The organism is Streptomyces sp. NPDC111516 (assembly GCF_055635345.1).
In genome coordinates this window covers 183,205-207,547 of record NZ_JBVKBV010000008.1, presented here as the reverse complement: position 1 = coordinate 207,547, position 24,343 = coordinate 183,205, and the positions used below count along the sequence as shown (strand labels likewise).

Sequence of the window (24,343 nt, the reverse complement as noted above, 5' to 3'; positions counted from 1 at the left end):
CGCGCCTGATGGTCTGCGCGACGCGCCTTACCCGGCATCCCGTTCTTCCGGAGCGGCTCCCCGGCCAGGTGGGTCGAACGGCGTGCGGTAGCCCGGGATCTGGGTGCGCAGCTCCATCCCGAGCGTGAGCCGAATGCGGCTGGAGGCCGAGAGCCGGACCGTGAGCCAGGGGCTGTCGGGTGTTGCCGCGGCTTCGGTGACTGTCGGCTCGCCGTGGCCGTAGTCGTACAGGTCCCCGACCCAGGAGTCGTCCGGGCAGACCGTGTACCGCACCGACCTGATGGTGTGCTCGGCGAGGGCGCCGGCCTGCACGATCACCGTCCGCGGGGACTCGGGGTCGAGGTTGACGAGTTCGACGGTGGTCGCGTCGGGGTCGATGGCGCTCACCAGCGCCGCTACGGACGGCGGCAGACCCGCGCGTCGCGCGTCGGCGTCGTAGTAGCGCACACGAGCCTGCTGGAGGCCGCCGTTGTACAGGACCTGTGGTCCACCCCACGTCAGCTGGACCAGGGCCTCGGTGACGACGGGGTTCGACTGCTGCCACAGGTGGATGTCGGCCTCGGGGACGTCCATGTCGCGGTAGCGGTCCATACGGGCCAGCCGGTGCCGCACCTGCGCCTGGGCCGCGGCCAGGATCCGCTCGGGGTACGCCGGGTCGTCGCCCGCCAGGAACGCGAACCAGGGTTCCTCGTGTCCGCCCTCCTCCTTGAGGCGGTACGGGCGTACGGTGCGCCAGTCGACACCGGCGGCCTCGCGCAGCCGCTCCAGCCGGGACCCGTCGGCGTCGGACATCGTGTGGTGCCACAGCGCCATGGGTACGGCCGTGATGACGGGGTTGTAGTCGAACCAGCCGGAGTCGCGGTAGCGGAGGGGCACGTGCAGCGTGGGCGTGTGGATGTCCTCGCCGAGCTGGGCCAGCCAGCGCGAGGGGAGGCTGGAGTCGGCCTCGGTGAAGGCCATGACCTTTCCGTTGCCGAGGACGGTGTCCAGTCCGGTGGTGACCATGGACAGGAAGCTGTCGTCACCGGTGGCAGTGGCCGCGGCCAGTGCCGCCACGCAGGCCGCGTGGCCTACGCTGTACCAGCCGTGCGGCCATGTCCAGCCGTAGTGCCCGCCGTACCAGCGGCCGTCGAGGAGGCTGCCGACCTCGCCGTCGGGTCCGACATTGTCCGGGATGAGTCCGCCGTTGGCCTGTGTGCGCTCCCGCCACGCCCCGACGTACTGCACGATCCAGTCGCGGTAGCGGTCCTCGCCCGTCAGGATCCAGGCGTTGAGGACCAGCCCGGTGGCGGCGAGGTTCATGGCGGTGTCGCCGGAGCCCATCCGGTCGCGCATCGCCTTGCCCAGGCGAGGATCCTCCGACAGTTCCGGCGGGGCGCATGCCGCACCGGGCGGCTGTGACTGCTGAGCGTCGGCCGGGGCGGGCCAGTCGAGCGGGAAGCCGTACAGCTCGGCCTCCTTGGGCAGCCAGGGGTAGGCGTCGCCGTCGAAGAGGCCTTGCCGATCCGGGTCGCTGCCGTTGTGGGGGCCGATGATGATGCGGTGCGCGGGATCGTAGTTGCCCTTCGCCGGATCCACGTACAACTCGGCGAAACGCAGGGCCCGTTCGGACCAGTGGTCGGGGTCGGCCATGCACAGGAAGTAGAGCAGTAGCAGGCTCTCACTCTGGTGGAACCAGTCGTAGCCGCGCTCGTACTCGTCCTGGAGCATGCCGAGGTCGGTCAGCTGGCGGGTGACGCCCTCCCAGTGCTTCCCGCTGGCGGCCAGCAGGTCGTCCGCGCCGCCGAGGAGGTAGAGCTGCGGCCAGTTGAAGAAGACCTCGTAGAAGTCGTCGACGCCGTCGCGGGTGGTGAGCCGGCCGTTGTAGTTGAGGCGTCCGTCCGGGCCGGTGAAGTCCCGGGCGAAGCGCCGCCAGGCGTGGTCGAGCAGGTCGAAGAGCGCACGTTGCGCGACGGCCCAGCCGGGGGGTTCGAGGAGCGGGACGGTCGCGTTCACCTCGGGTGGCGGCAGCGGGGAGCCGGGGGTGCCCTCGCCCGAGGCGCGGTCGGCAGGACCGGTGATCATAGGGAGAACTCCGTTCGGGGTGGGTGTCCGCGGAGGACCGCGGTCATTCCTTGGTGGCGCCGGCGAGCATTCCGGTGACCAGGAAGCGCTGAGAAAAAAGGAAGACGATCAGCACGGGGGTGATGGCGATCAAGGTGGCCAGGGCCAGCTGAGGCCGCTCGATCGCGAGGGAGCTGACCGTCGGGTTGAACGACGGCACGTTGCTGAGCAGCGTGCCCACCCCGACCTGCACCGGCATCTGGTCGCTCTCGGGGAGCATCACGTACGGGAGGAAGTAGTTGGTCCAGTTCGCGACGAAGCTGAAGAACCCGACGAGCGCGATGACCGGGGCCGCCAGTGGCAGGGCGATACGGCGGAACACCCCGAACTCCGTACAGCCGTCCATCCGGGCCGCGGCCAAGAGATCCCTGGGTACGGCGGTCGTGAAATAGATGTACGTCAGGTAGACGCCGAAGGGGTAGAACGAGTACGGCAGGATGATCGACCACATCGTGCCGACCAACCGGACCGCGTTGATCTCCAGGAACAGCGGCACCACCAGGGTGGCGCTCGGCATCAGCATGACGATGAGCGTGGCGATCAGCAGGGCGCGCCGGCCGCGGAACTCGGTCATCGCCAGCGCGTAGCCGGCCGGTACGGCGACGCAGAGCGTGATCACCAGGGAGATTCCCCCGTAGAGCACCGAGTTGCGCAGCCACAGCATGATCGCGCCGTCCTGGAATCCGGAGAGCGCGTGCCAGTTGGCCTTGAGCGCGTGCCAGGATCCGAAGGAGAGCGGGTTGTCGTGGACGAGTTGTTGGTCCGTCTTGGTGGCCGCGAGGAGTAGCCAGAGCACTGGCAGGACGAAGAACACCAGGAAGGCGGCCAGTACCGCTCCGACCAGCAGGCGCGAGGACAGGTGCCGTGCCGGGGCGCGACGTCGGCGGGACTGCTCGGAGTTCACCGGATCCGTGGCTCGGTGTCCGGGGCGGGGCCCGACGGCCGCGGTGGCGGGCCGGGCGTGGGATTTAATCGGCATCGAAGAACCCCGACCGTGCGGTGAAGAGGGCGGCTGCCGACGCACTGACGACAAGGAGCTCTACGGAGACGGCGGCGGCACCGTTGATGTTGTTCATCTGGAAGGCGAAGTCGTACGAGAGCTGGTTCAGTGAGTAGTCGCGGCCGGCCACGCCCGCGCTGGCGAGCGACAGCAGTTGCGGCTCGACGAAGAGCTGCGCGCCGCCCGCGAAGGCAAGGATCACCATGTAGACGATCCACTTGCGCAGCATGGGGATCTGCACCCGCCAGGCCGTCTGCCACGCGCCCGCGCCGTCGATGCGGGCGGCCTCCATCACGTCCGTGGGAATGTTGTTGAGCGCGCCGTAGATGACGACGATCCATCCGCCCGCGCCGGTCCAGAAGGCGATGACGGTGAACAGCAACGGCAGGTGTCCGGGGGCGATGACCTCACCGAAGGTGTCGAAGCCCAGGGCTCCGAGCAGTGAACTGACCGGGCTCACCGTGGGATCGAGCATGAACAGCCACACCAGGACACTGGCGGCACCGGCGAGCGCTCCCGGAATGTAGTACAGGAACCGGAGTGTCCTGCTCACGCCGCCTGATGCCAGCCGGTGCAGCAGCAGCGCCAGCCCGACCACGAAGACCACGAGCGAGACGAGCCAGAGGACCAGGTAGACCGCGACGTGCCCGAGAGCCGACGCGAACCGGAAGTCCTGTGCCGTGGTGACGAAGTTGCCGAGGCCGCTGAAGGTGCCCCCGGCGTCGGTGAAGGCGAAGTAGATGGCGTAGGCGGTCGGGATGACGCCGAAGGCGATCAGCAGGAGCACGTAGCCCGCGACGAAGGCCATGCCGGCCCGGCTCTGCCGGGCGGCGCCCCGGGGGCGCCGGCGGACGGAGCCGGCCGGGGAATGGGTGAGGGTCACTGGGACACCTTGTATCCGTCGGACTCGGCGTACTTGACGATGGCGTCCTGCCAGGCGGGGAGCAGCGAGACGATGGTCTTGCCCTGGGTGAGTCCGGGCTTGACGGTGGCGGCCCAGATCGCCTCCTGGCTGAACTGGCCGGAACCCCAGCCCGACCACACCTGGGTCGAGGCGTCCTCCAGCACGCTGATGTCGCTCGCGTAGTAGCCGGAGGCGTTCTGCCGCTTCAGCCAGGTCTCGGCCGCGGGCGCGTACGCCGGGAAAGTGGGTGCCTTCTCGCCCTGGTAGGCGTTGTCGGTCGTGACCCAGGTGAGGAAATCGGTGGCGGCCTTGAGGTGTGCCGAGTGGCTGGAGAGCAGCCAGGTGCCACCGCCCACGTTGCCGGTGGACGGCGAGGTCTCACCGCTCCACTGCGGCATGGGGGCCGCCGCGATCCGCTTGGCCGGGGTCTTGAAGGTGTCCTTGAACAGCGCACCGCCGTACCAGGACGGGCCGGGCATCATCAGGACCTTGTCGGTCTTGTTCTTGCCGAAGTCGGTGCTGAACACCCCGCTGGTCGACATGGACTTCGCCCTGACCAGGTCGTCCATGAGCTTGGCCATCTTGGTGCAGTTCTCACTGGTGGTGTTCACCGAGACGGACTTGGCTCCGGTGATGTCGTTGGCACCGCACTTGGTCGCCCACATGTAGATGTCCGGTGTGAAGGCGTCGCCCGCGTCGCCCACGAGGTAGCCCGGATGCTCGGCGGCCACCTTCAGGCCGAGCGCGCGGTACTCCTCCCAGGTCGTCGGGACCGTATAGCCGAACTTCTTCATCAGCGGCGCGTTGTACCAGAGCACGGCCTGCGCGAGGTCGTTGCGCAGGCAGTAGAGCTTCCCGTCGACCGTGCAGACGTCGTTGGCGCCCTTGGCGTACTTCCCGAGCGTCGCCCCGGGGATCAGCCCCTTGTCGAGCGGGGCCGCGAAGTTCGCCTCGACCGCCCAGGTCACCTCGCTGTTCTGCGTGCTGAAGACGACGTCCGGCCAGCCCTTGCCGGTCCGGTTGAACAACTGCACCTTCGTCTGCAGGTAGTTCGACCCGTTGGCGTCACCGTCGTACGCGACGATGTCCATCTTCACCTTCGGGTGCAGCTGCTGGTACTGCTTGGCGGCAGCCAGCCGGACCGGGTCCACCCAGACCGTCAGCGTCCCGTCCTTTTGCGGGACCTGGTTGAAGCCGTCCTTGCCGCTGGTGCTCACCCCGTTGGCGCCACAGGCCGAGGCGGTCAGGAGCACCGAGGCCGCACCGACGCCGAACAGCGCCGAACGCCTCCTGGCGAACGTCCTTCTCTTGGTGGCGGAAGGCTGTCGTACGGTCATGAGTCACTCCACTGCGTTGTTGGGCGTCCGTGCATCAGCCGGGAGGCAGGGAATATGCCGTGGGTGGCGACACCGCGCCGCACGGCTGCTCGCACACGGCGCTGTCTGCTCGTGTTGCGCAAGCAATTAGGCGCCTCATTCCACACCTGGTCAAGAGGATGTGCACTCACAGTTTCGCGATTCTCACCCAGGAGAGGCAGAGAAAATGTAACCTTTTGTCGTGCAAGTGAGGCTATATGCACCACTATTGCCAGCAGCGCTGTGGTAATCTCCGAAAAATGAGTACGACTCATTCTGAGGATTTCGCCACGGAAGGACGACAGATGAAGGAGACGCCCTCGGCCGAGTCGACACCGGAGCCCGGTGTTGCGGTGGCTTCGGCGGAAGGTGGGCAGGAGTCAGCCGGCTACCGGCCCGGCTACGAGGTGGTCGCGGAGCAGATCCTCGAATTCATCGGCTCGTCGCGTCTGGAGCCAGGTGATCGGCTGCCCACGGAGATCGATCTTGCCCGGCAGCTGCATACGAGCAGGGCGGTCGTGCGGGAGGCCGTCAAAATCCTCTCCGCGCTGGGCCGCGTCCGCGCGCAGAAAGGACGTGGCCTCTACGTCGCGGACGACGAGGGCATGTTGACCGCGAGCCGATGGGGAGGGTTCTTCCGGCCCACCGACCTCGATCACATCTTCACGCTGTTCGAGTTCCGCAGAGTGCAGGAGACGGCGGCCAGCAGACTGGCGGCCACCCGTGCCACCCCCGCCGAACTGCGGGCCATCGAAGTCGCCGTCGAGACCTGCCGCCATGGGTTCGTCCATGATCAGGTGGAGATCTTCAACCAGGGGGACGACGACTTCCACGCCAGTGTCGCGGCGGCCTCGCACAACGACTTCCTCGTCGGTGCCGTACGCGACGCCCGGCGGCTGCAGCGACAGTCCAGCGCCATAGGCATCCACGACAGCCTCGGGGAACACTCCGGGGCCGCCGTCGAGGAGCACGCGGCGATCTACGAAGCCATCCGTGACGGACAGCCGGAGGCCGCGGCCGAGGCGACCGCGGTGCACCTCGACAAGACATTGGAGGACTACCGGCGCGAGATCCAGCGCCGCCTGTTCGGGTAGCGGTTCAGGCCACCTCGTCGCCCTCGTCCGAACAGCGTGCACACTTCGAACGCAGCATCGCGGCCCAGCTGGTGCCGCGTCAGACAACGTTCGCCCTGTAGCTCGCGACGCGCCGGTCGGGATCCACCTCTGCGCTGTCGACGGCGTTGGAACGTCATCAACTACGAGGACCACGCCCATGAAATCCGAGCTGAGCGGCGTTCCGGCAGCACCGAGCCCACAGCAGTGTCCGCGGAGCGGTCCTGTACGCCGAGGTCCTTGTGGAAGACCGTGGAGCTCTGCCGGACTGTCATGCCGACCCGTAGGTAGAGGTCGAGCGCGCCGGTGTCCGAGTGGGTCCACAGGGTGCAGGAGCGCAGGCCCGTGCGGTGGACGGCGCGGAATGTGTGGCGCAGCAGGAGCCGGGCGATGCCGCGGCCGCGGTGGTCGCGGCGTACGGCGACCTGTTCGAGGTAGCCCTCGTTCGTGCCCGGGACGCCCAACGCCAGTGCTGCGCCGACCAGTTGGTGGCCGTCGAAGGCCAGGGCCGACCACTGCGGGGCGAACGTGGGCCGTTCCACCGTGTGGGCGGCCCACTCCTCGTACGCCTGCCGCCGCTCCTGCCACTCGTCGAACGCGTCCTGGACGAGGACGTGCGCGGCGGGCCCGTCGCCGTCGCGGAAGGGCCGCACCGTGATGCCCGTCGGGGGCTCCGGCACCCCGGGCTCGGCCGGCATGACGAATTCCAGCAGCCAGGCCGTCACCAGTGGCTCGTACCCGTGCGCGCGCAGCAGCGCCACGGCGCCCGGGTCCGCGTCCGGCACGGTCTGTGTGATGCGGGCGGTGCCGGTCTGCCGTGCCCGTTCCAGCGTCCAGCCGAGGAGGGCGGCGCCCAGGCCCAGGCCCCGGTGTTCCGGATGCACGTCCACATCGGAGCGCCGGTCCACCCACGCGCGGGCGGCGAGGCGCCCGGCCGGGTCGAGGACGAGGACGGTGTCCGACTCCGGTACCAGGCCGGGCCGCGCAAGATCGGCGGCGACGGCCCCGGCGTCGCTCTGCCCCCGTCCGTAGACCTCCCGTTCGCAGACCGTGACCAGTGCGTGGATCGCCGGGACGTCGTCGGTGGTGGCGGGCCGCGAACGGTAGCCGGGCGGCAGGGACGGGACGAGGGAGGGCACCGGCGGAGGGTAGCCGTGCGCCGGGTTTCCTTACAAGAGGGCGAACGTTGCCTGATACGTCATTAGGGCCTGTTCTGAGGCCGGATCACAATCGGAACGTTCGACCTTCGGCCGGGTCCTTCGGCTGGTAGCACCGCCCGGTTGAAGGCCGCCGACCTTGGACGCTCCCGGGGCGGGCTGGGTGGTGCGTACTCACTGAGTGGCGCCCACTGTCGGCAGGGGCATGATGAGGTCGAAGTACATTCCGGCGGAGATCACCACGCCGAGGGCGCCGAGCGCGATGCCGGCGGTCGCGACGGCCCGTACCCAGCCGGGCTGCGGGTTCGGGGAAGGCGCGCCGAAGGCCGGGCGGACCAGGGCGAAGATTCCGACCAGCAGGGCGAGCAGCGCGAAGAGACCGTTGACCAGTGCCGTGGAGTGCCAGGCGTCGCCGTAGATCTCGGAGATCTGCTGGGCAGCGGTGCCACCGGACGAGGTCTTGATCTGCCCGAGCAGGGTCTCGCGCTCGGCGACGATCTTGCCGGTCCAGGACCCCGTGAGCGCGACGACGCCGAGACCGGCGGCGGCGACGGCCGCGGCGGCCGAACCGAGACCGGACGGCTTCTTGCCGGAGTCCTCGAGGTCGAGGTCGTCGAAGTCGAGGTCCGCGGACTCGGAGGCCTCGGATTCGGAGGCCGTCAATCCGCCGTCCTTCACTTCGGCGTCCTTGACGCCGGCGTCCTTCACGTCGGCGTCCGGGGTGGAGCCCGTTCCCTCGTTATCAGCCGGGGCGGCGGGGTCGGTGCGGGTGGTGGGGTCAGTGGGGGTCCTGGGGTTCATGCTCCGCACGCTAGGCGGAGCAGATGAGAACCCTCTTAACGCCCGGTCCCGGCCTGTGCCCGCAGCCGGTCCCGGCCCGTCCCCCGCCCCCGCCTCAGGACTTCCGCGCCCGCCACTCCGGGGCCAGCACGGACCAGATCTCCGAGTCGTGCCGCTCACCGCGGTACAGGTAGTTCTGGCGCAGCACCCCGTCACGCGTCATGCCGAGCCGCTTGGCCACGGCGACGCTGCGGGTGTTCGCGGCGGAGGCGTCCCACTCCACGCGGTGCATGCCGCGCTCGTAGACCGCCCAGTCGATCAGCTTCGCCGCCGCCCGGGTGATCAGTCCGCGCCCCTCCGCCGCCGGTTCCAGCCAGCAGCCGACCTCGCAGTTCCCCGAATCCGCGTCAAAGATCCGGAACAGGACGCCGCCGACGAGCGTGCCCTCCAGCCAGATTCCGTAGAGGCGTCCCGTGTCCGCCGCCTGCTTCTCCGCGTAGCGCCGGAGCAGGGCGCGCGCCGACTCCAGGTCGGTGGCGAAGGAGGCGAACGGGATCCACGGGTCGACGAGCTCGCGGGCCCGGTCCACGTGGGCGAGGAATTCCGCCGCCTGCCAGATCTCCAGCGGACGCAGCTCCGCGCCGTCGTCGCCCAGGGATATCGCGAACATCATGCTCCTTCTCGAACCGCTTCCGCCGCGTGCATTGTCTGCGCGCCTTCCACCGGCTCCGCCGGTAGTGCTGTCTGCGGGATCTTCGCATGCGGCGGGCGGCACTCGGGAGCCTCGATGCTGATCCGCGGCAGCCACCGGTCCAGCCAGCCCGGCAGCCACCAGTTCGCGCCGCCCAGCATGTGCATCAGGGCAGGGACCAGCAGCGTACGGAGGACGAACGCGTCGAGGGCCACGGCCGCGGCCAGCGCGATGCCGAACATCGCGATGACGCGGTCCCCGCTGAGGACGAACGCGAGGAAGACCGAAATCATGATCACGGCCGCGGAGTTGATCACGCGGCCGGTCTCGGCGAGCCCGACACGGACCGCCCGTCTGTTGTCCCTGGTCTCCAGCCACTCCTCGTACATCCGCCCCACCAGGAACACCTGGTAGTCCATGGAGAGCCCGAAGAGCACGGACACCATGATCACCGGCAGGAACGGTTCGATGGGCCCGGAGCTGCCCAGCCCCAGCAGTTCGCTCCCCCATCCCCACTGGAAGATCGCGACGACGACTCCGAACGAGGAGGCGACGGCGGCCACATTCATCACGGCGGCCTTGAGCGGAATGCCGATCGACCGGAACGCCAGCAGCAGGAGCAGACAGCCGAGCCCGATGACGACGCCGATGAAGAGCGGGAGCTTGCCGATGATGACTCGGGCGAAGTCGTCATAGCCGGCCGTCACCCCGCCCACATGGGCCTGGAGCGAGGTGTTCGCCTCGGCCTGTGGGATGACTTCCGTGCGCAGCCGATCGACGAGCTTGCTGGTCTCCTGCGACTGCGGTGCCGACTTCGGTACGACGGTGACGAAGGCCGTACTGCCGTCGTTGCTGTACGTGACCGGGCCGGCCGAGGCCACGCCGTCGGTGGCCCGCAGGGTGGCCGGCAGGCCGTCCATCGCGAGCCGGTCGCCGGCGCCGTCGATGTGCGCGGCGACCGTCAACGGTCCGTTGACGCCGGGCCCGAAACCGTCGGCCAGCAGGTCGTACGCCTGCCGGGTGGTCGATGTGGAGGGGTTGTTGCCCTGGTCGGAGGTGCCCAGATGCAGAGAGAACGTGGGCAGCGCGAGCACCAGCATCACCAGGGCGGCGAACGCGCCGAGCAGCTTGGGGTGGCGTTCGACGAAGGCGGACCAGCGAGCGGCGAAGCCGGTGGCCCGTTCGGGCTGCGGCCCGTGCTCGGCGAGACTTCTGCGCTCGCGCCTGCTCAGCGCCCGCATGCCGATGAAGGACAGCAGGGCGGGCAGCAAGGTCACGGACGCGGCCACGGTCAGCACGACGGTGAGCGAGGCTGCGATCGCCACGCCGTTGAGGAATCCGAGCCGCAGGATCAGCATGCCGAGCAGCGCGATACAGACGGTGGCTCCGGCGAAGACGACGGACCGCCCGGTCGTCGCGACGGCGTTCTGCGCCGCCTCGGTGACGGTCATGCCTCTGCGCAGTCCGCTGCGGTGCCGAGTGACGATGAACAGTGCGTAGTCGATGCCGACGCCGAGCCCGATCAGCATGCCCAGCATGGGGGCGAAGTCGGCGACGGTCATCGCATGGCCGAGCAGTACGGTGCCCGCGTAGGCCGTGCCGACGGAGACGAGGGCGGTGGCGAGCGGCAGCATGCTGGCGGCGAGCGAGCCGAAGGCGAGGAAGAGGACGACCGCGGCGACGACGACTCCGATGGCCTCGCTGAAGTGCGCGGACGGCGCTTCGGTGAGGGATATGGCCGAGCCGCCCAGTTCCACCTGGAGGTGGTCGCCGGCGGCCGCCTTCGCGGTGTCGACGACGGCCTGGACCTGTTGCGGCGGGATGTCCTCGGTCTGCTGGTCGAAGGTGACGGTGGCGTAGGCGGTGTGTCCGTCCTCGCTGATCTGTCCGGGGCCGGACGCCCCGTACGGCCCGGTGACGGCGCCGACACCGGGCAGCTCCTCGACCGCGTGCAGGGTGTTGGTCATCGTCTGGCGGACATCGGCGGCCCGCACGGTGGAGTCGGTGGTGTGCCAGACGATGGTGTCGGTGTCACCGCCCAGGTTCGTGAAACCGCTCTTGAGGAGGTCGGCGGCCCGGCCGGCCTCCGTGCCGGGCACGTCGTAGTTGTTGGTGTACGCGGAGCCCGCGAATCCCGCCGCGGTGACCGTGCCGCCGAGGGCGACCAGCCAGATGATTACGGCGATGAGACGGTGCTTGATGCACCAGCGGGCAATTGCAGCCAACGGATGTGCTCCCTGCCGGTTCGTGGTTCCTTGGCGGGACAACACATGAATGACCCGCAAAGAGCGCATGACCTGAGAACACCACTCTGGCAGCTAATACTGATCATTTGCCCCTTTCGTGGCCATACTCACAAGGAGTCCGGGCTCACAAAGAGACCGGACTCACAAGGAGTCCCCGACTCGGTCCTGGACTCACAAAGGGTCGCGGCTCCTGGCGGGGGCGCCGTGCCGCTCCACGGCGTACGGCGCCCCCGCGCTCGGACCCGGATCAGCCGGAGACGCTCGCCCGGCCGTTCTCGATGTGCCCCATCAGCCGGCGCCGGAAGACGTCGTCCCCGTCGACGGTGACGGCCAGGTCGTACCAGCCGTGCGCGTCGGCCGCCGAGTGCACGACCGTACGGCTCCGCCCCGGCTTGACCTTGACCGTCCGGGTCCAGTCCCGCAGGTCCGCCTCCTCGACGTATCCGAGCGGCCGTACGGTGAAGGTGAGCGTCGTGCGCCCCGTGTTGCGCAGCGTGAGATGCAGATCCTGCTCAGGCGCATCGACCCGTGAGGCGACCTCGGCCCCGGCCGAGGCTCCGTCCTGTCCGGGTCCGGCGAACTCGCGCCGGAAGCCGTTCGGCCCGGTCACGGTGAACCGGTACGCCGTACCGGTAAGGGGCACCGTCCACTGCGCCGTGCCCTTTACATCCCGGTGCTGCGGTACGGGGAACTCGCCCGCGTACGGATAGAGCGCGAAGTGCGCGGACGAGCGCCCTGTATTGGTGAGGGCCACCTGTACCGCCCCGTCCACCAGCTTCGCCTGGGCGTCCGGCTGGTACGGCAGCGCGCGGGCCGGTCGTGTCCCCGGCTCCTGTACGGGCATGTGCTGCACGAGCGGCGGCTTCGGCGCCCAGCGTCCGCTGAACGGCGGAATGGCGCCCGGCTGTTCCACGTCGGGCCGGCGCTGCGCGCGCTTGAAGTCGAAGGCCGAGGTCAGATCGCCGGTGACGGTGCGCCGCCAGTCGCCGATGTTCGGTTCCGCCACGCCGGTCCAGCGCTCCAGGAAGCGGATCACGGAGGTGTGGTCGAAGACCTCGGAGCAGACGTAGCCGCCCACGGTCCACGGCGACACCACGAGCAGCGGCACCCGCATCCCGAGACCGGTGGGCTTGCCCTCCCACTGCTCCTCGGCCACCTCGGGCGGCGCGACCGGCGGCGGCACGTGGTCGAAGAAGCCGTCGTTCTCGTCGTAGTTGATGAGGACGGCGGTGTGCCGCCACACGTCAGGGTGCTTGCCCAGCGCGTCCAGGACCTTGTAGACGATCGTCGCGCTGTGGATCGGCGAGGAGACGCTCGGGTGCTCGGAGTCGACGGCCGACGGCACCAGGTAGGAGACCTCGGGCAGGGTTCCCGCCGCCACGTCCTTGGCGAACTCTTCGGCCAGCGTTCCGGTCTCCACCCGGCGCAGCGCGCGCTCGAAGAGGCTGCGTTCGGTCTTGTCCAGGGTGGCGACACCCTCTTCGAGCAGGCCGAACAGCCGCTCCCGCTCGGTGGCGTCCGCGCCCCTTATCGCCGAGTAGAACGACTCCATGTACGTATGGCCGCCGGTCTTCGCCAGCGCCTTGCGGGCGATCGCCTTGAAGGTGGCGAAGAACTCGATCTGGTTGTCGGTGAAGTTCTCCCACTCGGTGTACGTGCGCCAGCTGCGCCCGGCCTTCTCCAGCCGCTCCGCGTACGTGCTCCAGTCGTATCCGGGGTGCGTGCCCTCGTTGTACGCATCGTTCCCGACGGCCCGCTTGCCGTTCGCCTCGTTGCCCGTCTTCCCGCTCCACAGGTGGTTGCGGTTGGGGCTGGTCGAGGTGTGGATGGAGGAGTGGTAGGCGTCGCAGACCGTGAAGGTGTCGGCCAGTTCGTAGTGCAGCGGGATGTCTCGGCGGTCGTAGTACGCCATGGTGGCGGCCGTCTTCGCGGTCACCCAGCCGTTCATCCATCCGCCGGCCCACGCCTTGCCGCCGCCGCTCCAGGAGTGGTCGAGCGCGCCGATGTACTGGAGGTCCTTCTTCTGCGTCTCGGCGGCGTCCCGCACCGGGAACGGCAGTACGGAGGTTCCCAGCGGAGCGGGCTGCTCGAAGACCGGCTTGCCGGAGGGCAGCTCGACGGCATTGCGGTCGCCGAAGCCGCGTACTCCCCGGAGTGTGCCGAAGTAGTGATCGAAGGAACGATTCTCCTGCATCAGGATCACCACGTGCTTGATGGCTTCGAGCCCGTCACCGCCGCCGGACCCCGTCGAGGGCGCCGGCTGCGCGGCGATCGCGGCCTGCAGCGACGGCGGCAGCAGCGACCCCGCCGCCGCGGCGCCGAGCGCACCGCCGCCGAGCGCGAAGAGCCTTCGCCGTGAAATGTCCGTGGTCAAGTGAGCCTCCCGATTCCGTTCGTACAGCCGGGAAGCTATGCAAGCGAGGTGGCCTCGGGAAGGATTTCGAACGGCTCGGTGGTGAACGTCCAACAGGTGGGCCGGAAAAGTCCAACTGCGCCGGGGGCGGTGCACCCCGTCATGGGTGCACCGCCCCCGGCGAGACGTGCGTCGACCGCCCCGGTGTACGGGGGCGGGTCAGCCCTCGACGCCGAGCTTCTCCAGGATCAGCTCGCGGACCCGGGCCGCGTCCGCCTGGCCCCGGGTGGCCTTCATGACCGCGCCGACGAGCGCGCCCGCCGCCGCGATCTTGCCGCCGCGGATCTTGTCCGCGACGGCCGCGTTGGCGGCAATGGCCTCGTCCACGGCCGTGGACAGCGCGCCCTCGTCGGAGACGACCTTCAGGCCGCGCTTCTCGACGACGGTGTCCGGGTCACCCTCGCCCACGAGGACGCCGTCGAGGACCTGGCGTGCCAGCTTGTCGTTGAGGTCGCCGGAGGCGACGAGCTCGGCCACCCTGGCGACCTGCGCCGGGGTGATCGGGAGCTCGTCGAGGGCGCGGCCGGTCTCGTTGGCGTTACGGGCCAGCTCGCCCATCCACCACTTGCGGGCCTGATCCGAGGGGGCACCCGCGTCGGTCGTGGCGACGATCAGGTCGACCGCGCCCGCGTTGAGGATGGACTGCATGTCGTGCTCGGAGACAGCCCACTCCTCCTTCAGACGCTTGCGGCGCAGCCGCGGCAGCTCGGGAAGGCCCTTGCGGAGCTCCTCGACCCACTCGCGGGCCGGAGCGACCGGCACCAGGTCGGGCTCGGGGAAGTAGCGGTAGTCCTCGGCGTTGTCCTTGATGCGGCCGGCCGTGGTCGAGCCGTCCTCCTCGTGGAAGTGCCGGGTCTCCTGCACGACCGTGCCGCCCGAGCTCAGCACCGCGGCGTGGCGCTGGATCTCGAAGCGGGCGGCGCGCTCGACGGAACGCAGGGAGTTCACGTTCTTCGTCTCGGAGCGCGTACCGAACGTCTCGGTGCCGTTGGGGCGCAGCGACAGGTTGACGTCGCAGCGCATCTGGCCCATCTCCATCCGGGCCTCCGACACACCGAGCGCCTTGATGAGCTCGCGGAGCTCGGCGACATACGCCTTGGCGACCTCGGGCGCGCGTGCGCCCGCTCCCTCGATCGGCTTGGTGACGATCTCGATGAGCGGGATGCCCGCGCGGTTGTAGTCGAGCAGGGAGTGGTCCGCGCCCTGAATACGGCCGGTGGCACCGCCGACGTGGGTCGACTTGCCGGTGTCCTCCTCCATGTGGGCGCGCTCGATCTGCACCCGGAAGATCTCCCCGTCCTCCAACTGGACGTCCAGATAGCCGTTGTAGGCGATCGGCTCGTCGTACTGGGAGGTCTGGAAGTTCTTCGGCATGTCCGGATAGAAGTAGTTCTTCCGGGCGAAGCGGCACCACTCGGCGATCTCGCAGTTCAGCGCGAGACCGATCTTGATGGCGGACTCGACGCCGATCTCGTTGACGACCGGCAGTGCGCCGGGCAGGCCGAGACAGACCGGGCAGGTCTGGGAGTTGGCGTCCTGCTTGAGCTCGGTCGAGCAGCCGCAGAACATCTTGGTCTTGGTGCCGAGCTCGACATGGACCTCCAGGCCCATGACGGGGTCGTAGGACGCGAGCGCGTCCTCGTACGACACCAGGTCGGTGACAGTCACGGTGAAACTTCCCTCTCAGCCCAGCAGTACGTCGTCATCGCCGAGGCGCTTGAGTTCGCGCAGCAGCAGGGCGAGACCGGTGGCGATGGCGGCGGCGGAGACAACGGCGTCGATCAGTTGGAGCGTGTCGTGCTCGTTGCGGGCCTTCCTGGCCTGCTTGACGACGCCGAGCGCCCCGAACGCGGTGGTGCCGATGGACAGATACGTACCGGCCTTGGACTTCTTGAAGCCCTTGGCCTTGGTCAGTGCGCTCACAGTGACGGAGCCTCCTCCAGCAGCGGGTGTCCCCACTTTTCCACGAAGGCGGCCTCGACGGCGGCTCCGACCTTGTAGAGACGGTCGTCCTTCATGGCGGGGGCGATGATCTGCAGTCCGACCGGCAGGCCGTCCTCGGGAGCCAGACCGCAGGGCAGCGACATGGCGGAGTTGCCGGCGAGGTTGGTCGGAATGGTGCACAGGTCCGCGAGGTACATCGCCATCGGGTCGTCGGCGCGCTCGCCGATCGGGAAGGCGGTGGTGGGCGTCGTCGGGGAGACGATGACGTCAACCTGCTCGAAGGCCTTCTCGAAGTCCCGGGTGATGAGGGTGCGGACCTTCTGCGCCGAGCCGTAGTACGCGTCGTAGTAACCGGAGCTGAGGGCGTACGTACCGAGGATGACCCGGCGCTTGACCTCGTCGCCGAAGCCGGCCTCGCGGGTGAGCGCGGTGACGTCCTCGGCGGACTTCGTGCCGTCGTCGCCGACGCGCAGGCCGTACCGCATGGCGTCGAAGCGGGCCAGGTTCGAGGAGCACTCGGACGGCGCGATCAGGTAGTACGCCGACAGGGCCAGGTCGAAGGACGGGCAGTCCAGCTCGACGATCGTGGCGCCGAGCGACTTCAGCAGCTCGACCGACTCGTTGAAGCGCTGGACGACCCCGGCCTGGTAGCCCTCACCGGCGAACTGCTTGACGACGCCGACGCGCATGCCGTCGACGCTGCCGTTGCGGGCAGCCTCGACGACCGGCGGGACCGGGGCGTCGATGGACGTCGAGTCCATCGGGTCGTGCCCGGCGATCGCCTCGTGCAGCAGGGCCGCGTCCAGGACGGTGCGGGCGCAGGGCCCGCCCTGGTCCAGGGAGCTGGAGAACGCCACCATGCCGAAGCGGGAGACGCCGCCGTAGGTGGGCTTGACGCCGACGGTGCCGGTGACGGCCGCGGGCTGGCGGATGGAACCGCCGGTGTCCGTGCCGATGGCGAGCGGGGCCTCGTACGACGCGAGCGCGGCCGAGGAGCCGCCGCCGGAGCCGCCGGGGATGCGGGTGAGGTCCCACGGGTTGCCGGTCGGGCCGTAGGCGCTGTTCTCGGTTGAGGACCCCATGGCGAACTCGTCCATGTTGGTCTTGCCGAGGATGACGATGTCGGCGGCCTTCAGCTTCTTGGTGAGGGTCGCGTCGTACGGCGGGATCCAGCCTTCGAGGATCTTGGAGCCGACGGTGGTCGGCATGCCCTCGGTGGTGAAGATGTCCTTCAGGGCGAGCGGGACACCGGCCAGCGGACCCAGCTTCTCGCCGGCCGCCTTCTTCGCATCGACGGCGCGGGCCTGCGCGAGCGCGCCCTCGCGGTCGATGTGCAGGAAGGCGTGGACCTTCTCGTCGACCGCGTCGATCCGGGCCAGGTGGGCCTCGGTGACCTCGACGGCCGTGAGCTCGCCCGAGGCGATCTTCGCGGCGATCTCGGCCGCGGTGAGCTTGATGATGGTGCTGTTGTCCGTCATGGCTGTTAGTCCTCCCCCAGGATCTGCGGCACCTTGAAACGCTGCTGCTCCTGGGCCGGGGCGCCGGAGAGCGCCTGCTCGGGGGTGAGCGACGGACGGACCTCGTCCGCGCGCATGACGTTCGTCAGCGGCAGCGGGTGGGAGGTCGGCGGTACGTCTTGGTCGGCGACCTCGGAGACGCGGGCGACCGCGCCGATGATGTCGTCGAGCTGACCGGCGAAGTGATCGAGCTCTTCGCCCTTCAGCTCCAGACGCGCCAGCCGGGCGAGGTGGGCGACCTCCTCGCGCGTGATGCCAGGCATGCAGCGATCCTCAGGGGTTGGTGTGTGGTTTTGGCCCAATCCTATGGTGTCGCCCGCCGCCCCTCCCGCCACCCGGGCGAACACCCTGGTCAGCCCCGCCTCACTCGCACCCCCCTGCGGGGACATTTCAAGCCTGTCCGGCGATCGAGGACAATCCGACCGCCGGGCGCCACGGTCCCCTTCCCGCCCCGCCCCACCCGGTCGCTCAGGCTGTCGCCGGGCCCGGCTTCACCGCGCGGCCCGTCGGCCGGTGCTCCAGCTCTGCGGCCCCGGTCGCACCGGCAGCCGCACTGGCCGCCGCGGCCGCCGCTGCCGCCAGTTCCGCGGGCCGCCGCCACCCTTGCTCGCCGCGCGCCCGCAGCCAGGCCGTCGTCTCCTGCGGCGGCATCGCCGCGGCGACCAGCCAGCCCTGCACCGCGTCGCACCGCAGATCCCGCAGCCGCTCCCAGGTCTCGTCGTCCTCGACACCTTCCGCGACGACCAGCAGGCCGAGGGAGTGGGCCAGGTCGATGGTGCAGCGGACGATCTCCGCGTCCTCGTTGTCGACGGCCAGCCGGGCCACGAACGAACGGTCGATCTTCAGCTCGCTGACCGGCAGCCGGCGCAGGTGGACCAATGAGGAGTACCCCGTACCGAAGTCGTCGAGGGACATCTTCACGCCGTGCCCGGTGAGTCCGGCGAGGGTGTCGGCGGCGCGCTGCGGGTCCTCCAGCAGCACGTGTTCCGTTATTTCCAACTGCAGGGCCCCGGCCGGGACGCCGTGCCGGGCGAGCCGGGCCGCGACACCGCCCGCGAATCCGGGGGTGTGGACGTCGCGCGGGGAGACGTTGACCGCGACCGGGACGAACAGGCCCTGCGCCCGCCACCGGGCGACCTGGGCCAGCGCCGTCTCCAGGACGTACTCCGTGAGGTGCGGCATCAGGCCGGACGATTCGGCGATGGCGATGAACTCGTCCGGAGGGACCCGTCCGCGCTCCGGATGCACCCAGCGCACCAGCGCTTCGAGGCCGGCCACCTGGCCGTCGAAGCGGACCTTCGGCTGGTAGTGGAGCTCCACCTCGCCGGCGTCCAGCGCGCGCCGCAGATCTCCGAGGAGCCCGAGCCGGTCCGGGGTGTTGCTGTCGCGCTTCGACTCGTACACCTCCACGCCCGTACGGTCGCGCTTGGCCTGGTACATCGCCACGTCCGCGCGCCTGAGCAGCCCTTCGGCGTCCAGCGCGTGGTCCGGGTAGACGGCGACTCCGGCACTCGCCTCCAGGACCAGGGTCAGACCGTCCAGGTCCAGCGGGGAGGACAGCTCGGCGACCAGATGGCGGGCGACCCGCTGGGCGCTGGTGGTGGACTCCGTGGTCGGCAGCAGCACGGCGAATTCGTCACCGCCGAGCCGCGCGGCCTCCGCACCTCGGGGGAGCGCCGCCCTGAGGCGTTCCGCTATCTGCAGCAGCAACCGGTCCCCCGCCAGATGACCGAGAGTGTCATTGACCGCACGGAAGCGGTCGAGATCGATCAGGACGAGAGCGGATCTGGCGCCGATGGACTCGGCTTCCTCCAGGGCCGTCCAGGTGCGTTCCAGCAGCCACTGCCGGTTGGGCAGTCCGGTCAGCGGGTCGCGCAACTGCTCCTCGGCCCGGGCACTGGCGATCCAGAGCGTGGAGTCCAGGGCGATCAGCGGGACCGCGAAGAGTGGCAGGAGTACGGGCATGGTCGTCGCGACGACGCAGATCAGCGGTGCGATGCCGAGCAGGGCGACCGCGACGAGGCCCTGGCGCAGCAGAGCGGTACGGGCGACGGTCGGCAGGCCGCCGCCCTGGGGTGCCCGTGCGTACCACAGCAGGACCCGGGTGACCAGAAGATAGGTGGAGGCGGCCAGCAGGACTTCGGGAACGGCGCCGATGCCCCAGTCGAGTGGCTGCCAGGGCGATTCGACGGTCTGCACATCGCCGAACGCGGCGAGCACCAGGGCTGCCGCTCCTATCCCCAGGATGTCCACCGCGCCGTGCAGCAGCCCCTGCCGCAAGCGGTGTCTGCGGGCGATGCCCACGAGGACGACGACGACCAGGCTGACCAGGCCCGCGGGGACCCAGCCGTAGAGCAGCAGCACGGCAAGGGTGAGGGCGGGCCCGGAACCGGTGCCGCCCCACCAGCGGTCGCGTCCGAGCGCGACGAGATGGCCGACGACGATGCCGGTGAGGACGGCGAGGGACCAGCCGGCCCTGCCGTCGGGAAAAAGTGCGTGTCCTTCGCTCACGGCCCGGTAGAAACCGGTCGCGAGCTGAACAACGGCGATCGCCACGACGACGGCACCCACTTTGGGCGTGAGGCCGACGAAACCTTGCAGCCGCGACACCGGTGCGGCGCTCTCGGTCGGTTTCATTCCGTCCCTCTCACAGCCGGCGGTGCCGATGTCACCCGATGGTTCGGCTCCATGCCACCACGACCCGTTTTCCCACCCCGTGGCCGGCACGGCAGGTGCACACCTCAACAGTAGGCCGCAGAGGGCCTCTACGGGCAGCGCTCTACAGCTCTTGCCCGAATGCGAACCGACCGACCGTCAGCATCTGCTATGCACCGATCGGGTGAATCCGCCCCCCCCCCGACGGCGCCCCTTGTCCCCGTCCGTCCCGCTACACCCTTTCTGCACCTTCCCGTTCACCGTTCACTCACCGACCGGTCCCGTTACATCGATTCCCGGTCAATAATCTGCCCTGTTCTGTCTGTTGCTCTATCCCGTTCTGCTCGTTCCGCCCGTTCCCCGAGAGGGGTCTGTCCTTCCCGGAGCGGGGTCTGTCCTATTGCGCCGGTTCTCCGACGGGGACGGCCGCCTCGCGTGCGGCGTCCGGCCCCTGTTCGAGCAGCACGGCGAAGCCGTCCTCGTCCAGCACGGGCACCTTCAGCTGCATCGCCTTGTCGTACTTCGAGCCCGGGTTGTCGCCGACGACCACGAAGGAGGTCTTCTTCGAGACGGAACCCGTCACCTTGGCCCCCAGGCTCTGGAGCGCCTCTTTCGCGCCATCCCTGGTGTGGCCGGACAGCGTGCCGGTGACAACGACGGTGAGTCCTTCGAGCGGGCGCGGCCCCACTTCCTCCCCCGCCCCCTGGTCCTCCATCCGGACCCCGGCCTCCCGCCATTTGCGCAGGATCTCCCGGTGCCAGTCCTCGGTGAACCATTGCTTCACCGAAGCGGCGATGATGGGACCGACCCCGTCGGCCTCGGCCAGCTCCTGTTCGGTCGCCTCGTCGATCCGGTCGATGGAGCGGAACTGGCGGGCCAGCTCCTGGGCCGCGATCGGGCCCACGTGACGGATGGAGAGCCCGGTGAGGATCCGGGCGAGCGGGGCCTCCTTGGCCGCGGCGACGGCGTCGAGCATGGCGAGCGCGTTCTTCTTCGGCTCGCCCTGCTGGTTGGCGAAGACCCAGGCGGTCTTCTCCTCACCGGTCTTCGGATCGCGCTTGGGCAGTCCGCTGTCCGGGTCCAGGACATAGGCCCGGATCGGCAGCAGCTGCTCGACGGTCAGCCCGAAGAGATCACCCTCGTCGCGCAACGGCGGCTCGGCGGGCTCCAGGGGCTTCGTCAGGGCCGCGGCCGCGACATAGCCGAAGTGGTCGATGTCGAGGCATTTGCGGCCCGCGAGGTAGGCGAGGCGCTCCCTCAACTGCGCCGGGCAGGAACGCGCGTTGGGACAGCGGACATCGACGTCGGCCTCCTTCATGGGCTTCAGCTCGGTTCCGCACTCGGGGCAGTGCGTCGGCATCACGAACGCCCGCTCGGTGCCGTCACGCAGATCGACGACCGGGCCGAGGATCTCCGGGATCACATCGCCCGCCTTGCGGAGCACCACCGTGTCCCCGATGAGGACGCCCTTCGCCTTCACCACGTTCTGGTTGTGCAGGGTGGCGAACTCGACCTCGGAGCCCGCCACCTCGACCGGCTCGACCTGGGCGTACGGGGTGACCCGGCCGGTGCGTCCGACGCCGACACGGATGTTCACCAGTTTGGTGTTGACCTCCTCCGGCGGGTACTTCCAGGCGATCGCCCAGCGCGGGGCGCGCGAGGTGGACCCCAGCCGGCCCTGGAGCGGGACCTCGTCGAGCTTGACGACGACACCGTCGATCTCGTGCTCCACGGAGTGCCGGTTCTCGCCGAAGTACGCGATGAACTCCCGTACCCCGTCGAGGGATTCCACCACCCTGTTGTGCCTGGCGGTGGGCAGGCCCCATTCGTGCAGCAGCTCGTAGGCGTGCGAGAGGCGGTCGATGTCGAAGCCCTCGCGGGCGCCGATGCCGTGCACCACCATGTGCAGCGGGCGGGTGGCGGTGACCTTCGGATCCTTCTGCCGCAGTGAACCGGCCGCCGCGTTGCGCGGGTTGGCGAACGGTTTGTCGTCGGCTTCGACGAGCCGGGCGTTGAGCTCCTCGAAGGCCTCCATCGGGAAGAAGACCTCGCCGCGGATCTCGACCAGCGCCGGGATCCGGTCCCCCTTCAGCCGGTGCGGGATCTCGGAGATCGTACGGACATTGGGCGTGATGTCCTCGCCGGCACGGCCGTCGCCGCGGGTCGCGGCCCGGGTCAGCCGCCCGTGCTCATAGGTGAGGTTGACCGCGAGACCATCGACCTTCAGCTCGCACAGGAAGTGGTGGTCGGAGGTGCCGGCCTCCTTGGCGATCCGCTCGCCCCAGGCCGCCAACTCCGGGTCGTCGAAGGCGTTGTCCAGCGAGAGCATCCGCTCGCGGTGCTCGACGGAGGTGAATTCCGTCCGGTACGGCCCCGCGACCTTCTGCGTCGGCGAATCCGGCGTGCGCAGCTGCGGATGCGTCTCTTCCAGGGCCTCCAGCTCGCGCATCAGCCGGTCGAACTCGGCGTCGCTCACGACCGGCTGGTCGTTCACGTAATACCGGAAGCGGTGCTCCTCGATCTGCTCGGCAAGGAGCGCGTGCCGCTCCCGTGCCTGTACGGGCACTGCCATCTGCTGTTCGCCGGCCATCGTCTCGTCCTCCCGTTACCCGTTGCCCCGTTACTCAGGGTTGTCTGCGAGCGATCTCGCGGCCCGGGCGCAGTGGGCGAGCGCGGCGCGCGCGTAAGCGGGCGAGGCACCCGCGAGCCCGCACGACGGAGTGATCACCACGGACTCCGTCAGAGTCCCCGGATTCAGCCCCAGCCTGCGCCACAGCGTCCTGACACCCATGACGCTACCGCCCGGGTCCGACAATCCGCCCGAGGCCGGGTCCATGCCCGGCACCACCCCGAGGAAGAGCTGGGTGCCGCCCTCGACCGCTTCCCCGATCGCCTCCTCCTCACGCTCGGTGAGCAACGAGAAGTCGAACGAGATACCGTCGGCCCCGGCCCGGCGCAGCAGCGCGAACGGCGCCTCGGGCGCACAGGTGTGAACGACCGTCGCGCCGTCCCCGCCGGCCGCCAGCACATCGCGCAGGGTGCCCTCGACGATCTGGCGGTCCACGGCCCGATAGGTGCGGTAGCCGCTTGCCGTCCTGATCCGGCCGTGCAGTACGCCGGTCAGCGACGGTTCGTCGAGCTGGAGGACCACCTCGGCACCGGGCACCCTGCGCCGTACCTCCGCGAGGTGGCCCCGGAGCCCCTCCACCAGTGAGCCCGCCAGGTCGCGGCAGGCCCCCGGGTCGCCGAGCGCGGCCTCGCCGCCGCGCCGTTCCAGGGCGGCGGCAAGCGTCCAGGGGCCCACGGCCTGGACCTTGAGCGGTCCCTCGTACCCCTGGGTGAACTCCTCCAGCGCGTCGAGGTCCTCGCCGAGCCAGGACCTGGCCCGGCGGGTGTCCCGTCCGGGCCGGTCGCTGATCCGCCAGCCGCTGGGCTCGACATGGCCGTACAGGTCGACGAGCAGCCCGATGGTCCGCCCGATCATGTCCGCGCCGGGTCCGCGGGCCGGCAGTTCGGCCAGGTACGGCAGGCCCTGGCCGTCCCCGAAGGACCCGATGACGGTCTTCGCCGCCTCCCGTGCGTCTCCGCCGGGCATGGAACCGATTCCGGTGGCCGGGCAACCCCTGAACTTGCTCTTCTCACTCACACGGGAAGCCTAAGGCCGCCTGAGGCCGTGCCCGGCCCCGTCGACCGGCGGCGGTCGGGGGCCGGGGAGGCTCAGCGCCCGGGTCGCACCGTGAGGTCGTTGACCTCGGCGTCGCGCGGCAGGTCGATGGCCATCAGGATCGTGGTGGCCACCGACTCCGGGTCGATCCAGCGGGAGGCGTCGTACTCCTTGCCCTCCTGCTGGTGGACCTTGGCCTGCATGGGACTGGCGGTGCGCCCCGGGTAGACGGAGGTAACGCGGATCCCGTTCGCGTGCTCCTCGTGGCGCAGCGCGTCGGCAAGCGCCTTCAGGCCGTGCTTGCTCGCGGCGTACGCGCTCCACTCGGCGTGCGCGGCGAGGCCGGCGCCCGAGTTCACAAAGAGCACATGGCCCTGGGCGACCCGCAGTTGCGGCAGGAAGAGCCGGGTCAGCTCGGCGGGCGCGACCAGGTTGGCGTTGAGCTGGAAGTGCCACGCCTTGGGCGTGAGGTCACCGACCTTGCCGAGCTCGACGACGCCCGCGATGTGCAGCAGCGAGTCGACCCGCTCCGGCATCGCCTGCTGGGCGAACGCCCAGGAGAGCCGGTCCGGGTTGGAGAGGTCACCGACGAGCGTGCGGGCCCCGGGGTGGAGCTCGGCCAGTTCCTTCGCGCGGCCCGCGTCACGGGCCAGCAGCACGGTCTCGTCGCCGCGCTGCAGGAGACGACGCGTGACGGCTGCGCCGATGCCGGAGCCGGCGCCGGTGATGATATGAGTGGACATGCCCCCATGATCGCATCCCACCCGATCACGCCCCGCCCGATCGCGCCCCGCCCCTCACG

18 protein-coding genes are annotated in these 24,343 nt (G+C 69.7%); 1 reads left to right on the top strand and 17 read right to left on the bottom strand.

Translation table 11 applies throughout. The features are described 5' to 3' along the window. Window positions 1-27: 27 nt before the first annotated feature. The 4 genes from ACZ7L9_RS18140 to ACZ7L9_RS18125 all read right to left on the bottom strand — a co-directional run bounded on the left by ACZ7L9_RS18140 (window position 28) and on the right by ACZ7L9_RS18125 (window position 5,344). Entirely contained in the window at window positions 28-2,064 is a 2,037-nt protein-coding gene (locus ACZ7L9_RS18140) for a DUF8034 domain-containing protein (protein WP_471416151.1), read from the bottom strand. A 43-nt stretch (window positions 2,065-2,107) separates the two neighbouring features. Further along, window positions 2,108-2,962: a carbohydrate ABC transporter permease gene (locus ACZ7L9_RS18135; protein ID WP_471416250.1), complete on the bottom strand. Its 855-nt coding sequence runs from the start codon at window positions 2,960-2,962 to the stop codon at window positions 2,108-2,110. Between the two features lie 109 nt (window positions 2,963-3,071). Further along, window positions 3,072-3,986, bottom strand: a complete 915-nt coding sequence (locus ACZ7L9_RS18130) for a carbohydrate ABC transporter permease (RefSeq protein ID WP_471416150.1) — start codon at window positions 3,984-3,986, stop codon at window positions 3,072-3,074. Continuing rightward, complete coding sequence (locus ACZ7L9_RS18125) at window positions 3,983-5,344, bottom strand: ABC transporter substrate-binding protein (protein ID WP_471416149.1); 1,362 nt, start codon at window positions 5,342-5,344, stop codon at window positions 3,983-3,985. The genes ACZ7L9_RS18130 and ACZ7L9_RS18125 overlap by 4 nt, the downstream gene beginning before the upstream one ends. Window positions 5,345-5,667: 323 nt before the next feature. On the opposite strand from ACZ7L9_RS18125, the gene ACZ7L9_RS18120 reads away from it, so the two are divergent. Then, complete coding sequence (locus ACZ7L9_RS18120; RefSeq protein WP_471416148.1) at window positions 5,668-6,456, top strand: FadR/GntR family transcriptional regulator; 789 nt, start codon at window positions 5,668-5,670, stop codon at window positions 6,454-6,456. 161 nt (window positions 6,457-6,617) lie between these two features. Here the strand turns inward: ACZ7L9_RS18120 and ACZ7L9_RS18115 are convergent, their stop codons facing one another. The 13 genes from ACZ7L9_RS18115 to ACZ7L9_RS18055 form a co-directional block, all read right to left on the bottom strand. Further along, entirely contained in the window at window positions 6,618-7,613 is a 996-nt protein-coding gene (locus tag ACZ7L9_RS18115) for a GNAT family N-acetyltransferase (RefSeq protein WP_471416147.1), read from the bottom strand. Between the two features lie 192 nt (window positions 7,614-7,805). Beyond that, the gene (locus ACZ7L9_RS18110; protein WP_471416146.1) at window positions 7,806-8,432 is read right to left on the bottom strand and encodes a hypothetical protein; all 627 of its coding nucleotides are present in this window, start codon (window positions 8,430-8,432) and stop codon (window positions 7,806-7,808) included. Between the two features lie 94 nt (window positions 8,433-8,526). Beyond that, the gene (locus ACZ7L9_RS18105; protein ID WP_471416249.1) at window positions 8,527-9,081 is read right to left on the bottom strand and encodes a GNAT family N-acetyltransferase; all 555 of its coding nucleotides are present in this window, start codon (window positions 9,079-9,081) and stop codon (window positions 8,527-8,529) included. Continuing rightward, a complete protein-coding gene (locus ACZ7L9_RS18100; RefSeq protein WP_471416145.1) occupies window positions 9,081-11,327 on the bottom strand; it encodes an MMPL family transporter in 2,247 nt (748 codons plus the stop codon). The genes ACZ7L9_RS18105 and ACZ7L9_RS18100 overlap by 1 nt, the downstream gene beginning before the upstream one ends. A gap of 268 nt (window positions 11,328-11,595) precedes the next feature. Then, entirely contained in the window at window positions 11,596-13,722 is a 2,127-nt protein-coding gene (locus tag ACZ7L9_RS18095) for a phosphocholine-specific phospholipase C (protein ID WP_471416144.1), read from the bottom strand. A gap of 198 nt (window positions 13,723-13,920) precedes the next feature. Further along, window positions 13,921-15,429 (bottom strand): Asp-tRNA(Asn)/Glu-tRNA(Gln) amidotransferase subunit GatB, encoded by a 1,509-nt coding sequence (gatB, locus tag ACZ7L9_RS18090; RefSeq protein ID WP_471416143.1) that lies wholly within the window; start codon window positions 15,427-15,429, stop codon window positions 13,921-13,923. Between the two features lie 15 nt (window positions 15,430-15,444). Next, complete coding sequence (locus ACZ7L9_RS18085) at window positions 15,445-15,684, bottom strand: hypothetical protein (RefSeq protein ID WP_471416142.1); 240 nt, start codon at window positions 15,682-15,684, stop codon at window positions 15,445-15,447. Then, window positions 15,681-17,183: an Asp-tRNA(Asn)/Glu-tRNA(Gln) amidotransferase subunit GatA gene (gene gatA, locus ACZ7L9_RS18080; RefSeq protein ID WP_471416141.1), complete on the bottom strand. Its 1,503-nt coding sequence runs from the start codon at window positions 17,181-17,183 to the stop codon at window positions 15,681-15,683. The genes ACZ7L9_RS18085 and gatA overlap by 4 nt, the downstream gene beginning before the upstream one ends. Before the next feature lie 5 nt (window positions 17,184-17,188). Next, window positions 17,189-17,485 carry an Asp-tRNA(Asn)/Glu-tRNA(Gln) amidotransferase subunit GatC gene (gene gatC, locus ACZ7L9_RS18075; RefSeq protein ID WP_015036350.1) on the bottom strand — a complete coding sequence of 99 codons (297 nt, stop codon included), beginning with the start codon at window positions 17,483-17,485 and terminating at the stop codon, window positions 17,189-17,191. A 205-nt stretch (window positions 17,486-17,690) separates the two neighbouring features. After that, the gene (locus tag ACZ7L9_RS18070) at window positions 17,691-19,859 is read right to left on the bottom strand and encodes a putative bifunctional diguanylate cyclase/phosphodiesterase (protein ID WP_471416140.1); all 2,169 of its coding nucleotides are present in this window, start codon (window positions 19,857-19,859) and stop codon (window positions 17,691-17,693) included. A gap of 415 nt (window positions 19,860-20,274) precedes the next feature. Further along, on the bottom strand, window positions 20,275-22,467 hold the full coding sequence (ligA, locus tag ACZ7L9_RS18065) for an NAD-dependent DNA ligase LigA (protein ID WP_471416139.1): 2,193 nt from the start codon (window positions 22,465-22,467) through the stop codon (window positions 20,275-20,277). A gap of 30 nt (window positions 22,468-22,497) precedes the next feature. Continuing rightward, window positions 22,498-23,523, bottom strand: coding sequence for a methionine synthase (locus ACZ7L9_RS18060; protein WP_471416138.1), 1,026 nt, complete (start codon window positions 23,521-23,523; stop codon window positions 22,498-22,500). Between the two features lie 71 nt (window positions 23,524-23,594). Beyond that, on the bottom strand, window positions 23,595-24,284 hold the full coding sequence (locus ACZ7L9_RS18055; RefSeq protein ID WP_471416137.1) for an SDR family oxidoreductase: 690 nt from the start codon (window positions 24,282-24,284) through the stop codon (window positions 23,595-23,597). Window positions 24,285-24,343: the final 59 nt, after the last annotated feature.